The sequence below is a fragment of the Treponema saccharophilum DSM 2985 genome (genome assembly GCF_000255555.1).
GTDB lineage: Bacteria > Spirochaetota > Spirochaetia > Treponematales > Treponemataceae > Treponema_D > Treponema_D saccharophilum.
The window spans coordinates 1-13727 of sequence record NZ_AGRW01000027.1; the positions used below are offsets into that span (position 1 = coordinate 1).

Here is a 13727-nt window from a genome sequence, read left to right on the forward strand (position 1 = left end):
CTCGAGTTTTGCGGCTTTTTCCTTGGCGATGCGTTCTGCCTCGAGTTTTGCGGCTTTTTCTTTCGCGATGCGTTCTGCTTCCGCTTTCGCGGCTTTTTCCTTGGCGATGCGCTCGGATTCGGCTTTTTGGGCGGCGAGTTTTTCGGCGGCAGCGCGGGCTTTTCGCTCGGCTTCGAGCTGGGCGGCTTTTTCTTTTGCGAGTTTTTCGGCGGCGCGCTTCTCTGCTTTTTCCTTGGCTGCAGTTTCTTTTGCGAGCTTTGCGGCGGCGGCTTTCTCGGCCTTCTCTTTTGCCGCAGTTTCCTTTGCGAGTTTTGCGGCGGCGCGCTTTTCGGCTTCCAGACGGGCTTTTTCCTTTGCCGCATTTTCCTTGGCGAGCTTTGCGACGGCGGCTTCCTCGGCTTTTCTTTTCGCGGCGTTTTCCTTCGCAATCCGCTTAGCTTCGGCGGCTTTCTTTTCAGCTGCGATTCTTGCGGCTTTTTCCGCCGACGCCTGCTCTGCTTTTATCCGGGAATCGGATTTCTGTTCGGAAAGCGATTTCCGTTCGATGTCTATTCTGTTCGGATTGCTGCGCGACAAGGCGAGCGCTTTTTTCGCGTCGTCGGAAAGTTCCGTCTTCTGGGAAAGATGGATTCTGACGACGCGCGGGGCGTTCCCGAATTTTTCCGAAAGGAACGACGCGGCGGAGAGAAAAATGACGACGGCGGCGACGCTCCCGAGAATTCCCGCAGCTGCCGAATGTTTCTGCAAATCGTTCATTTCTTCTATTATCTTGTCCTCAGATACACTTCAGAAAAACCGGCTTTCTTCAGCTCGTCGAAAATCTTCACGACATCCCCGTTCCGCGCGTTCTCGTCGGCAAGAAGCTCCACGGGCAAATTCCCGTCAAATGCGCTTATCGCTTCGGAAAGCGAAACGAGCGGAGATTCCTCCCCGTTGACGAAAACCGTCCCGTCGGCGAGCAGCGCGACCGAAAGCCCGAACGTCTCGCTGCCGAGCGCGGTCTCGCTTTGCGGAAGGCTCACGTCGAGCGCGGGCGACAGTTCGAACGAGGAATCGACGATGAAGAAGAGGACGAGGATAAACGCGATGTCGATGAACGGCGTTATGACGAGATGGCGCGTTTTCCGGCTTTTTCTGCGCGCCTTCATAGAATCCTGCCAGTGAGACGGAGAACCGTCCCCGTAACGAACCGCTCCATCTCGGATATTTTCGAGTCGACGATTTTTTCGAGGAACGACGAGAAGACAAACGACGGAATGGCGACGCACAATCCGGCGGCAGTAGTCACGAGCGCGTGCGCGATTGCGAGTGCGAGCGACTCCTGGTTCAAAATTCCGCCGCCGTCACCGAGAACGCCGAACGCCTCGATGATGCCGATTACCGTCCCGAGCAGCCCCAAAAGCATGGCGGCGTTCGCGACCGTTCCCAAAAAACCTATCCAATGCTCAAACTGCGGCACGACGACATCGAGCTCGCACTGAACCATCTCGCGCATGTCCGCCTCGATAAGCTTCTTGCTCTGAATCGCCTTCTTTATCACCTGCGCAGTCGGCGTATCGGCATTGGAGCTTGCCGATTCCGCGGAAAGGTAGTCATGCCTGGTGAGATAGATGTCGATATCCTTCTTGAACTTCTCGTCCCGCTTGTCGATTGCGCGAAAATAAACGAACCGCTCGACCACGATGAACGCAGCGATAAGCCCGCAGATGATTATTGGAATCAGAACGATTCCGCCCGCCGTAAAAATACTCATAGTGAAAGGATTCTACACTTTCTCGTTTTTTTTTTCGATAGACTTGCGGAAGCAAACCGGGGATTCCGCATCAAGCGCGCCCGCCAAAAAGCGGAACTACCCCGAAAAAAAATAAACCTGCTCGAAAAACTCAGTTTCAGAACAGGTTACCTTAAAATGCGATGTTCAAAACAGTGATACCTGCACGTCTTTGAACTCGCCGACTTGAACGATAACAAAGGTATCGAACAGGCCTAATCAGCGGAGGTTGAACCCTTCCGAGGAAAGGACGCGAGAGAGATGGACATAGCAGCCGTCGTGCTCGGCAACGAACGCGCCGAGCGTCATCTCCTTCGCGCCGGACGGCGTCATCTGGAAAACGACGCACGCGAAATGCCCGGACTTGTCGAAATACGGGAAAATGACGGCGGAATCGGAGAATTTATAAATCTCGGCAGATTCCTTCGGCGTAGACGGGTCGCCGGGAATGCGCTCCCTGATTGCCGCAAGATAAAAATACGTCGGCTCAGTGACCCCGAGGACATAAAGCACCTGCGGCAGGAATTCCGCCCGATACCCGGAATTCTTGAGATACCCGGAAAGGTTCACGATTCCCTTCTCCGTCATCTCCGCGCTGAACGGCTCAATCTGCACGTCGACGCCGGATTCCTCGTACAAGTACATTTTTTTCGTCTGCACGGAAAGGCGGGCGGCGGCAAGGTTCCTCGTCCAGTCGAGGGAAAGAGAGAGCGTCTCGGATTCCCCGCGGACGCCCGCATACCCGAGAGGATTCACGGCGACCGTCTCGCGGAGAAGCGGCGCGACGTACGTGCAGCTTCCCGAGTAGCTTTCGACGATTCCGTCGACGATGTACTTCACGAAGCCGTTGGAATCCATGGAAAGTTTCCCGTCGTCGTCTTTCTTCTCCTCATCCTCATTTTTTTTGCGGGGTTTCCCGTCGTACGTGTTGACCGGATTCCCGCTCTCGTCGTAGCAGCCCCACGCGGCGTATTCGAGCGACGGGAGCTTCTTCCGTATTCTGCTTATCATCGCCGTCTTTGTGGCGTACTGCCCCGGATGGATGTCGGCGTACTGCCACGGGAGGGTGCGCTCCGTAAGGTCGAGCACGTCCTCGAACGGAATCGTATAGAGCCTGTCGAACGCGATTCCGCACGGGACGGAGCGGGCGGCATAGCAGCCTCCGATGACGTAATCGGAAAGCGTTTTGTTTCCGACGGCGGAATCCCTCGAAAACTGGATGAACACGTCGCCGTCCTGAACGAAGTAGAACCTGATGCGGACAGGCTTTCCCGTCGCGCGGTTCCTTTCAAGAATCCACGAGCCGCACGCGTCGGCAATGAATTCGCTCACGGTCTCCTTCCTCATGACGCCGTTGTCGACTACATCGTACGAGAGCGACACCTCGGGGGCGACGACAACGGAGAACGTGGTTTCCGATGAGGGCTCGACGCGCACCTGAAACCGCTGGCCGATTGAATTCGAGTAGACCTCGGGCTTCCGGTCCTTCAGATTCTTGTATGACGGATAGAACCACGACTCGGCTATCTTCTCGCGGATAGCGGACGAATCGGGAACGCCGAGCCTGTTGTATTCGGCGGTCAGCGGCAGAACCGCAATCGACACGAGCATAATCAAAACCGAACAAATTCTTGACATTGAACACTTCTCCATTCTTTCTGATTATCGGACTAAAAGGCGTGCCGCTGAAAAAAAGAAGTTCCGCCACGAACGCATTCGGGACGGAACTTTTCATAACAGCGGAAACCGCGGGCGGAATTCCTACTCCGCCATCGGAACAGAATTCGGCGCGTCGACGGGGTCGTCGTCAACGAACGTGGCGCCGGCGGCGTATTGCACAATCGGCTCGACCTCGCCCTTCGGCGTCCAGATTTTTCCGTTCGGAAGCTCGTCGGGGTTCTTTCCGACAGGGGCGTTCGACAGCAGGAGCTTGAGCCTGTTGAGCTGGTTGACCTCGCTCGCGCCCGGGTCGTAATCGATTGCGCTGATGTTCGACTCGGGATAGCGTTTCCTCAATTCCTTTATGACGCCCTTTCCCGTGATGTGGTTCGGCAGGCACGCGAACGGCTGGACACAGGCGATGCTCGGCGCGCCGGAATGGATGAGCTCGACCATCTCCGCGGTGAGGAACCATCCCTCGCCGGAGATGTTCCCAACCTGCACGATTCCGTCGACCAAATCCATCATCTTCCATATCGATGTCGGCGCGTCGAAGCGGCGGCTCTGGCGGAGCTTCTTCTCGATGTAATTCCGGTAAAGCTGAAGCGCCCACACGAAGATTTTTGCGTTGCGCTCCTCGCTCTTCGGGAACGCAAGCTCCCTGTGGCGGAACACACCGTCGGAAATCGTGTAGAAGAGGAAGTCCATCAAATCCGGCATGACGCATTCGGCGCCTTCCTTCTCGATTACGTTCACCATGTCGTTGTTCGCAGTCGGATGGAATTTGACGAGGATTTCCCCGACGACGCCGACGCGCGGCTTCTTGACGGGAAGAATCGGCAGCGAGTCGAAATCGCGGATTATTCCCTTGACGAGCTTCCGGTATTTTATGATTGACGTCGATTTGAGCATCTCCTCGGCGCGCGCGTTCCACTTCTCGTAAAGCTCGTTCGCGCTCCCCGGAACCTTCTCGTACGGGCGCACCCGGTAAAGGACGCGCATGAGGAGGTCGCCGATAAACGCGGACATCATCGCGCGGTGAATCAATCCGGCAGTGAACGTGAACCCGGGATTCTTCTCAAGCCCGAGCGCGTTGAGCGAGATGACCGGGATGTGCGACCATCCGGCGTCGTTCAGCGCGCGGCGGATGAAGCCGATGTAGTTCGTGGCGCGGCATCCGCCTCCCGTCTGCGTAATCATGAGCGCGACCTTGTCCAAATCGTATTTTCCGGACTGGAGCGCCTCAATCATCTGGCCGGCGACGATTATCGACGGATAGCAGGCGTCGTTGTTCACGAATTTCAGCCCCGTGTCGACGGCTTTCGGGTCGACGGCGTCGAGGATGACGAAATTGTAGCCCGAATACTGGAACGCCTTCTGCAGAAGCCTGAAATGAATCGGGGACATCTGCGGCGCGATAATCGTGTATTTGTCCCTCTGCATTTCCTCGGTGTAGAGGACGCGCTGGTACGCGGCTGATTTCCGCACGATTTTGCGCGGATTCCGCTGGCGTGCCCGTACGGCGGCGATGAGGGAGCGGATTCTGATTCTTACGGCACCGAGGTTCGAGCCCTCGTCGATTTTTATGAGCGTATACATGCGGCTCTTCGACTTCATTATCTCGTCGACCTGGTCGCTCGTGACGGCATCGAGACCGCACCCGAAGCTCGTCAGCTGCACGATTTCGAGGTTCGGCATTCCCGACACGAAATTCGCGGCGCGGTAGAGCCTGTTGTGGTACGTCCACTGGTCGATGATGCGGAGCGGGCGCTCGACGGAGCCGAGATGCGCGACAGAATCCTCCGTGAAGACGGCGAGCCCCAGCCCGTGAATCATCTCGGGGATGCCGTGGTTAATCTCCGGGTCGAGGTGGTACGGGCGTCCGGCAAGCACGATTCCGTTCCCGCCGGTGACGACAAGCTGCTCAAGGGCCTCCTCCGCCGCCTGCTGCGTCTCAAGCTTGAACTGCTCCTGCTCCTTCCAGCCCGCATCGACGGCCTCGAAAACCTTCTCCTTCGCGATGTTCGGGAAATGCTCGTGCAGAACCTCAAACATCCTCTCGCGGAGGCGCGGCAAATCGTATATCGGGAGGAACGGATTCATGAAAAGAAGTTCCTTGTCCTCGCGTATCGCGTCGATGTTGTTTCGGAGAACTTCCGGGTAGCTCGTGACGACGGGGCAGTTGTAATGGTTGCCCGCGCCCTTGTCCTCGACCTTCTCGTACGGAATGCACGGATAGAAAATGAATTTGCATCCCATCTTCAGGAGCGACTCGAAATGCCCGTGCGAGATTTTTGCCGGATAGCAGACCGACTCTGACGGAATCGAGTCGATTCCGCGCTCGTAGACCGTCCTGTTCGAGCGCGGCGAAAGCTTAACCTGGAAGCCGAGCTTCGTGAAAATCGTGAACCACATCGGGTAGTTCTCGTACATGTTGAGGACGCGAGGAATTCCAACGGAGCCGTTGGGAGCATCTTCCGGGCGAAGCGGGACGTAATGGTTGAAAAGACGTTTGTACTTCCAGTCGAACAGGTTCGGAAGCGCAAATTCCGTCTCCTCCACGCCGGTGTTTTCCTTGTTGGAGCCGTCGACTTTCTTCGTATTCTTGAGCGTGTGCCTCTCAAGCCCCTTCTCGCACCTGTTTCCCGTCACGAACTGGCGGACTTCGCTCTCGCCGCCGTTCACGCCGCTCGTGGTGAACGTGTTTATCGTGAGGAGGCAGTTGTTCGCGCAGCCGCCGCACCGCGTAAGCTCAAGCGACACCTTGAAAGACTCAAGCTGCTCAAGCGTGGCGATGTTCGAGACGATTTTCGGCGGAACCCATCCTTTTTCCTGTCCGGGCTTGGGGGCGGTCAAATCGCACCACTGGTCGTAGGCAATGAGCGCAGAACCGTACGCGCCCATCAGCCCCGCGACATCGGGACGGAAAACGTCGACGCCCGCAATTTTCTCGAACGCGCGGAGGACGGCATCGTTGTAGAACGTTCCGCCCTGAACGACAACCTTCGTGCCGATTTCGCTTGCGCGGCGGAGCTTTATGACCTTGAAAAGCGCATTCTTGATTACGGAATAAGAAAGGCCCGCGCTTATGTCGGCGACGGTCGCGCCCTCCTTCTGAGCCTGCTTGACGCGGCTGTTCATGAAAACGGTGCAGCGGCTTCCCAAATCGACGGGTTTCTTCGCCATAAGCGCAATCTGCGAGAATTCATTTATTGAAAGGTTCATCGTGTTGGCGAAATTCGCGAGGAACGAGCCGCATCCCGCCGAGCACGCCTCGTTGAGCTGAATCGACGTTATCGCGCCGTCCTTCATCCTGAGGCACTTCATGTCCTGGCCGCCGATATCGAGCAGGAATTCGACTCCCGGAACGAAGAATTCAGCGGCACGGTAATGCGTTATCGTCTCGACCTCGCCCGCATCGACTCCAAGCGCCGCCTGGAAAAGCGCCTCGCCGTATCCGGTCGAGACGGCGCGCGCGATGTACACATCTTTCGGAAGAATCGCGTAGAGCTGCTTGAGAACGCGGACCGCCAAATCGACGGGATTTCCCGCGTTCACGTCGTAGAAATCCCACAGAATCTCGCCCGCCTTGTTGACGAGAACAGCCTTCGTCGTCGTGGAGCCGGCATCAAGGCCGAGGAAAACAGGCCCGTGCGTATCGGCAAGGCTCGCGCGCTTCGCCTTGTCCTTCGAATGGCGCTCGCGGAATTCGCGCAAATCCTCGTCGTCGACGAAAAGCGGCTCAAGGCGCTGCACTTCCGTCATCTCCGCGCCCTCGAGGTTTTTCAGGCTGTCGCGGAACTGGGCTATCGTCTTGAACACTTTCGGAGCCTCGCCCGCAATCGCCTTGTACGATTTTTCCGCAGAATAGGCGGCGCCCGCGGCAACGAAAAGCTGGCTGTCTTCCGGCGCGATTATCTCGTCGTCCTTCAGCTTGAGCGTCTCGATGAAGCGCACGCGGAGCTGGTCGAGGAAGTGGAGCGGTCCGCCGAGGAACGCGACATGCCCGCGGATAGGCTTTCCGCACGCAAGCCCCGAAATTGTCTGGTTCACGACGGCCTGGAAAATAGACGCGGCGATGTCCTCCCTCCGCGCGCCCTCGTTTATAAGCGGCTGGACATCAGTCTTCGCGAAAACGCCGCACCTCGCCGCAATCGGGTAAATCTGCCCGCATCCCTTCGCAAGCTCGTTCAGCCCCGGAGCGTCCGTGTCGAGGAGCGCCGCCATCTGGTCGATGAACGCGCCCGTACCGCCGGCGCACGTTCCGTTCATGCGCTGCTCGACGCCGTTCGAGAAGTACGTTATCTTAGCGTCCTCACCGCCCAGCTCGATTACGACATCCGTCTGCGGGATGAGCTTCTTCACGGCAGTTGTCGCGGCGACGACTTCCTGGATGAACGGGATTCCGAGCCACTGCGACACGGAAAGACCGCCGGAACCCGTGACTTTTACGGAAACGGGCTGGTTCTCGCCGAGTTTGAGGAGCGGCTCTATTTCCGAAAGCGCTTTCGTGACGACTGTTATTATCGTGTTCCGTATGTCGGCCCTGTGGCGCTGATAATCTCCGTACAGAACCTTATCATTCTCATCCAAACAGAAAACCTTTACTGTTGTGGAGCCGACATCTATTCCGATACGCACGGGAACTGCCGCAGGCGTAAACTTCATATTAGTGACCGTTTCCATAAAAATCCTTGAAAAATAAAATAAATTGGAAAAAATCCGTCGCCAAATCCCAAGCACAACGGAACATCTTGAGAAAACCGTTCCCCGATGGAGGGCGGAGGATTCAACCCGCCTATTTTATTCGTGTTCTTTTTCTTTTTCAACATGAGAAGGAGCGCGGATTTTACAAGCATTCGTCCGCTCATTGATTTCCAACGGAACCATCGACGAGAAAAAAGCCTCTAGCCCAGCTGTCAGCATCTAATGTCGACGGCGGACGGCAAGATGCGCCGCGGCGAAAACTTTGGCATTGGACTCCGGGAAAAGGGCGTTTCCGTAATTAAGGAAATATAAAAACCATACGGCACCGCCCCGCGGGGAAATGACAGCGGGCGGCGTTTTCCGCTATACTCTCGGCATGGACTTACTGAAAAAACTCGATGAGCTGGACGAACGGTTCAAAGTCGTCAGCACGCTCGTGCAGGACCCCGATTTGGTCAAGGATGCCAAGAAATACAAGGAAACGATGTCGGAATTCGGGCACCTGAGCGAGGTCACGGAACTGGGAAAGGAATACAGGAAGATTCTCACGGGAATAGAGGACGCCAAGATGATGATTACGGCGGAGGACGACCCGGAGATGAAGGAGATGGCGAGGGAGGAGCTGCGCGAGCTTGAGGAAAAGCAGCCCCAGATGGAGGAGCAGATAAAGCTCAAGCTAATCCCGCCGGATCCGCTCGACGAGAAGAACATCATCCTCGAGATACGCTCGGCGGCGGGCGGCGACGAGGCATCCCTTTTCGTGCGCGACATGTGGGAGATGTACATCCACCTTTGCGAGCGGAAGGGCTGGAAATACGAGAACATGGAGGCGCAGGAGACGGAAGTCGGCGGCTTCAACAAAATCGTCACCTCGATTACGGGAAAATTCGTCTACGGGACGCTCCGCTGGGAATCGGGCGTGCACCGTGTCCAGCGCGTTCCCGCAACGGAATCGCAGGGACGGCTCCAGACGTCGACCGTAACCGTCGCGGTTCTTCCCGAGGCGGAAGAGGCCGACATCGACATAAAGCCCGGCGACGTCCGCGTTGACGTGATGAGGGCGGGCGGACCGGGCGGACAGTGCGTCAACACGACGGATTCCGCCGTCCGACTGACGCATATTCCCACGGGAATCGTCGTCATCCAGCAGGACCAGAAGTCGCAGATAAAGAACAAGGAGAAGGCGTGGCAGGTTCTCCGCGCGCGCCTGTTCGACCTTGAGCAGTCGAAGCTCGACGCGGAGCGCTCAAGCGCGCGGAAGAGCATGGTCGGAAGCGGCGATAGGGCGGAAAAAATCCGCACGTACAACTACCCGCAGGACCGCGTGACCGACCACCGCATAAACCTCACCGTCCACAACCTTCCCTCCTTCATGATGGGGAACATGGACGACATGCTCGACGCGCTCAACGTGTACGCGAAAGAGGAGCAGTTCAAGTCGCTGGAAAGCTGATGTCCGGGGCGGACGAAGACAAAACGTCCCGATGAGAGGAAAGCCGCCTTGACACGAGGCGCGCGTTCATACTAGCATTCCGCCAACAAACGAAGGCGTTTTCCCGCTCAAACCGGGGAAACGCCTTTTTTTTGCCCGTGCGATTTTTCCGCGGGACGATAAAAAAAAGGGGGCGCTACATGCTTGGGATGATTACAAACATCAACAACGCCGTGAACGGTGTTGTATGGGGAACGGCGGGAATTGTCCTGCTTCTTCTTGCCGGTATCGTGATGACGGCGGTGAACAGGGGATTCCAGTTCGCGCATTTTTCCTATTGGATAAAGAAAACAATCGGCGCGATTTTCCGCGACAAGCACATCACGGCGCACACCTCGCGCGACAGCCGCGCCATATCGCAGTTCCAGAGCCTTTGCACGGCGATGGCGGCGACAATCGGGACGGGCAACATCGTCGGAGTCGCGACGGCAATCATATTGGGCGGCCCCGGAGCAATTTTCTGGATGTGGGTGATGGCGCTTTTCGGGATGATGACGAACTATTCCGAAAACGTCCTGGGAATATACTTCAGGCGGAAGGGCGCCAGCGGGGAATGGAGAGGCGGCGCGATGTACTACCTCAAGGACGGGCTCGGCTCATACCGCGGGTGCAGGACGCTCGGCACAGTCCTCGCCGTCATGTTCAGCGCGTTCTGCCTTCTGGCGAGTTTCGGAATCGGGAACATGAGCCAGGTGAATTCGATTGCGGGTAACATGGAAAGCGCGTTCTCCGTCCCGCCGTTCGCGACGGGCATCGCGCTCGTCATCGTCGCGTCAATCGTCATCCTCGGCGGGCTCAAGCGCGTCGCCACGGTCGCGGAAAAACTCGTCCCGTTCATGGCAATCCTCTACATCATCGGGGCGTTTGCCGTCATCTTCGCGCATATCGGAACGATTCCCGCCGTCATGTCGTCGATTTTCAGGGGCGCGTTCGCGGCGAAGGCGGCGGGCGGCGGAGTCGTCGGATACGGTATACAGAAGGCAATCACGTGGGGATTCAAGCGTGGCGCGTTCTCGAACGAGGCGGGATTGGGCTCGTCCGTCATGGTGCATTCAAGCTCGAACGTGAAGGAGCCGGTGCAGCAGGGAATGTGGGGCATATTCGAGGTTTTCGCGGACACGATTATCGTCTGCACGCTCACCGCGCTCGCCGTGCTGTCCAGCGGGACAGTCGATTTGCAGACGGGCGCGATGGTATCGCAGAACGCGGGCGCCGGCCTTGTCGGGGAAGCGTTCGGAACCGTGTTCGGCGCGGCTGGCGGCAAATTCATCGCGGTCGCCATCCTTCTCTTCGCGTTCTCCACGACGCTCGGATGGAGCCACTACGGCGCGACGGCGTGGCAGTATCTTTTCGGAGAGAAGACAAGCGTGATTTACAAAATCGCTTTCGTCGTCATGATTTTCTTCGGCTGCACGATGAGCCTCTCGCTCGCGTGGGATTTGAGCGACACGTTCAACGGGCTCATGATGATTCCGAACCTCGTCGGCGTCCTTTCGCTCAGCCCGCTCGTCGCCAGAATCACGAAGAACTATGTCGACCGCGAGATTCGCGGGAAGGACGAGAAGCCTATGCTCTCGGCGTTTGACGAACAGAAATAAAAAGCTCCGCCCGGATTTCTGGCGGACACATGATTCTCAGCATTCCTCATTCAGAACGGATTTCGAAGAAATCTTGACTCGAAATCTTTTCAGAAGGTTGTCACACGGATTCGGGATTCCTAACGGAATCTCTTTTGAATGAAACCGCGGGATGCTGAGCCGCGCCCGCACGAAAAGCGTTCGGCATGACAAATCAAATCAAACTTTTTCGGGGCGGAGCCGAAACAAAATGACGAAAACCGATTGACACGGACATCGGGAACCATTTACATTTTCCCGCAAAACGAAGGCGTTTCACCGGAGTGCTTCAGGGCGTTGCCCGAAAACGGAGCATTACGGTGAAACGCCTTTTTTTTCGGAGGATTGCGTATGAAAAAAAGAAACTTATTCGGATTTTGCGCCGTTGGCGCGCTTCTTCTCGCAGGCTGCGGCGGAACGAAGGAAAACGTCGTAAAAATCGGCGTGTACGAGCCGGCTTCCGGCGACAACGGTGCAGGCGGAAAGCAGGAATCGCTCGGCATCCAGTATGCGAACACGGTCACGCCTTCCGTCACGATCGGCGGCAAGGAATACAAAGTCCAGCTCGTCGCCGTCGACAACGAATCCTCGAACGACAAGGCGGTGACGGCGGCGTCAGAGCTTGTGAGCAAGGGCGTCTCAATCGTCCTCGGCTCGTACGGCTCGGGCGTGTCGATTGCGGCAAGCGACACGTTCGCCTCGTCGGACATTCCCGCGCTCGGGCTTACCTGCACGAACCCGCAGGTCACGCTCGGAAACGACCACTATTTCAGAATCTGCTTCCTCGATCCGTTCCAGGGGACTGTCCTCGCGAATTTCGCCTCCGACACATTCAAGGCGAAGAAAGCCTACTGCCTCGCAAAGCTCGGCGACGACTATTCCGTCGGGCTGTGCAACTATTTCATCGAGGCGTTCAAGAAGCTCGGCGGCGAGACCGTTTTCGAGACGTTCCCGGACGGGACGAGCGATTTTGCGGCATACGTCACGAACGCGCGCAACATCGGCGCTGACATATTTTTCTCGCCGGTATCAATCGAGGCGGCGGCCCTCATCGTCGAGCAGGCGAACACGCAGGGGCTTCCGATTCCGATCCTTGCCGGCGACACATGGGACTCGAACGTCGTCCTCGCCGCGGCAAAAGGAACGTCCGTCCAGATTTTCGTGACGACGTTCTTCATGGAAGGAAGCAGCGAGAAGAAGGTGACGGATTTCGTCGACGGGTTCCGCGGCTACCTCGACTCGAACGCGACGGCGCTCACGAACAACGGCGGGAACAACGAGATTTCAGCAGTCTCCGCGATGGGGTTCGACGGCTATTACACCGCGCTTGAGGCGCTCAAGAAAGCAGGCTCGACGAAGGGAAAGGACATCATAAAAGCCCTTCCGTCTGTCTCGCACAACGGCATCACGGGTCTCATCAAATTCGACGAGACGGGAGACGCAATCCGCGACGTTGCCTACGTCAAGCAGGTGGACAACGCAAGCGGCAAATGGAAATTCATTGCCGTTCAGAAAGTGAACTAAAAAACGAGTCCGCATTTCCGCGACGGAAGTGCGGGCATTTTCGATTCAAAAAAGGGGTTTACCGGCATGGAACTTATACAGACGAACCTGCCCTATGTTCTGGCGGGAATATCAACAGGCGGACAATACGCGCTGATTGCCATCGGCTACACGATGGTTTACGGCATACTGCGGCTCATCAATTTCGCGCACGGAGATTTGTTCATGGCTTCGGGGCTCGTCATGATTTACTTGTATTCCGCGCTGCCGCTTTTCGTTGCCGTTCCATGCACAATCCTCATAACGTGCCTCATCGGGTTCTGCATAGAGCGCGTGGCGTACAAGCCGCTCCGCTCCGCCCCGAGGATGTCCGTCATGATCTCCGCCATCGGCGTCTCGTATCTTCTCGAGAACCTCGCGCTGTACGTGACGGGCGGGCTCACGAAGTATTATCCGTCGATTCCCTGGATAAGCGATTCCGTGCAGATTTTCGGCGCGATGACGAAGCGGGTGACGATAATCACCCCGTTTCTGACGGTTGTCCTCGTCGGCGTTCTCGTCCTTCTCATCCGGCGCACGAGAATCGGCATGGCGATGAGGGCAGTCTCCAAGGATTTCGAGACAGCCGGGCTGATGGGAATCCGGCTCGATTTTGTGATAAGCGTCACCTTCATAATCGGCTCGTTCCTTGCTGCGGTCGGCTCGATTCTCTTCTTCTCGAATTATACGGGAGTCACGCCGACCGTCGGCGCGATGCCCGGGCTGAAGGCGTTCGTCGCCGCGGTTTTCGGCGGAATCGGCTCGATACCGGGGGCGGTCATCGGCGCGTTTCTCATCGGAATCTGCGAGAACCTGATAAAGGGCGCGGGGCTGACGACGTTCAGCGACGCGTTCACGTTCGTCCTTCTCATCAGCGTGCTGATGTTCATGCCGACGGGGCTTTTCGGCGAGAAAAACACTGACAAAGTTTAGCGAGGAA

At 57.1% G+C, this 13727-nt stretch carries 9 protein-coding genes; 4 read left to right on the forward strand and 5 right to left on the reverse strand.

Going from position 1 to position 13727, the window contains the following annotated elements; genetic code table 11:
- From TRESADRAFT_RS01110 to TRESADRAFT_RS01130, 5 genes are all read right to left on the reverse strand, one after another.
- On the reverse strand, positions 1-756 hold a 756-nt coding region (locus TRESADRAFT_RS01110; RefSeq protein ID WP_002702036.1), incomplete at its 3' end, for a hypothetical protein.
- Positions 757-764: 8 nt separating this feature from the next.
- Complete coding sequence (locus TRESADRAFT_RS01115; RefSeq protein ID WP_002702037.1) at positions 765-1148, reverse strand: ExbD/TolR family protein; 384 nt, start codon at positions 1146-1148, stop codon at positions 765-767.
- The gene (locus TRESADRAFT_RS01120) at positions 1145-1753 is read right to left on the reverse strand and encodes a MotA/TolQ/ExbB proton channel family protein (protein ID WP_002702039.1); all 609 of its coding nucleotides are present in this window, start codon (positions 1751-1753) and stop codon (positions 1145-1147) included. Before TRESADRAFT_RS01120 ends, TRESADRAFT_RS01115 begins: the two co-directional genes overlap by 4 nt.
- A gap of 237 nt (positions 1754-1990) precedes the next feature.
- On the reverse strand, positions 1991-3409 hold the full coding sequence (locus tag TRESADRAFT_RS01125; RefSeq protein ID WP_002702040.1) for a hypothetical protein: 1419 nt from the start codon (positions 3407-3409) through the stop codon (positions 1991-1993).
- A 123-nt stretch (positions 3410-3532) separates the two neighbouring features.
- The gene (locus tag TRESADRAFT_RS01130; protein WP_040841986.1) at positions 3533-8098 is read right to left on the reverse strand and encodes a 2-hydroxyacyl-CoA dehydratase; all 4566 of its coding nucleotides are present in this window, start codon (positions 8096-8098) and stop codon (positions 3533-3535) included.
- 415 nt (positions 8099-8513) lie between these two features.
- Here TRESADRAFT_RS01130 and prfA point away from each other — a divergent pair, with 415 nt between their 5' ends.
- The 4 genes from prfA (at position 8514) to TRESADRAFT_RS01155 (ending at position 13720) form a co-directional block, all read left to right on the forward strand.
- On the forward strand, positions 8514-9590 hold the full coding sequence (gene prfA / locus TRESADRAFT_RS01140) for a peptide chain release factor 1 (RefSeq protein WP_040841995.1): 1077 nt from the start codon (positions 8514-8516) through the stop codon (positions 9588-9590).
- Between the two features lie 179 nt (positions 9591-9769).
- Positions 9770-11227, forward strand: coding sequence for an alanine/glycine:cation symporter family protein (locus TRESADRAFT_RS01145; protein WP_002702046.1), 1458 nt, complete (start codon positions 9770-9772; stop codon positions 11225-11227).
- A gap of 369 nt (positions 11228-11596) precedes the next feature.
- Positions 11597-12769 carry an ABC transporter substrate-binding protein gene (locus tag TRESADRAFT_RS01150; protein ID WP_002702048.1) on the forward strand — a complete coding sequence of 391 codons (1173 nt, stop codon included), beginning with the start codon at positions 11597-11599 and terminating at the stop codon, positions 12767-12769.
- A gap of 66 nt (positions 12770-12835) precedes the next feature.
- Entirely contained in the window at positions 12836-13720 is an 885-nt protein-coding gene (locus TRESADRAFT_RS01155; RefSeq protein WP_002702050.1) for a branched-chain amino acid ABC transporter permease, read from the forward strand.
- Positions 13721-13727 lie beyond the last annotated feature (7 nt).

Bases quoted from the DNA above. Each gene is read 5' to 3' on its own strand.
- TRESADRAFT_RS01115 (WP_002702037.1), bottom strand. From the start codon at position 1,148: ATGAAGGCGCGCAGAAAAAGCCGGAAAACGCGCCATCTCGTCATAACG.
- TRESADRAFT_RS01120 (WP_002702039.1), bottom strand. From the start codon at position 1,753: ATGAGTATTTTTACGGCGGGCGGAATCGTTCTGATTCCAATAATCATC.
- TRESADRAFT_RS01125 (WP_002702040.1), bottom strand. From the start codon at position 3,409: ATGTCAAGAATTTGTTCGGTTTTGATTATGCTCGTGTCGATTGCGGTT.
- TRESADRAFT_RS01130 (WP_040841986.1), bottom strand. From the start codon at position 8,098: ATGAAGTTTACGCCTGCGGCAGTTCCCGTGCGTATCGGAATAGATGTC.
- prfA (WP_040841995.1), top strand. From the start codon at position 8,514: ATGGACTTACTGAAAAAACTCGATGAGCTGGACGAACGGTTCAAAGTC.
- TRESADRAFT_RS01145 (WP_002702046.1), top strand. From the start codon at position 9,770: ATGCTTGGGATGATTACAAACATCAACAACGCCGTGAACGGTGTTGTA.
- TRESADRAFT_RS01150 (WP_002702048.1), top strand. From the start codon at position 11,597: ATGAAAAAAAGAAACTTATTCGGATTTTGCGCCGTTGGCGCGCTTCTT.
- TRESADRAFT_RS01155 (WP_002702050.1), top strand. From the start codon at position 12,836: ATGGAACTTATACAGACGAACCTGCCCTATGTTCTGGCGGGAATATCA.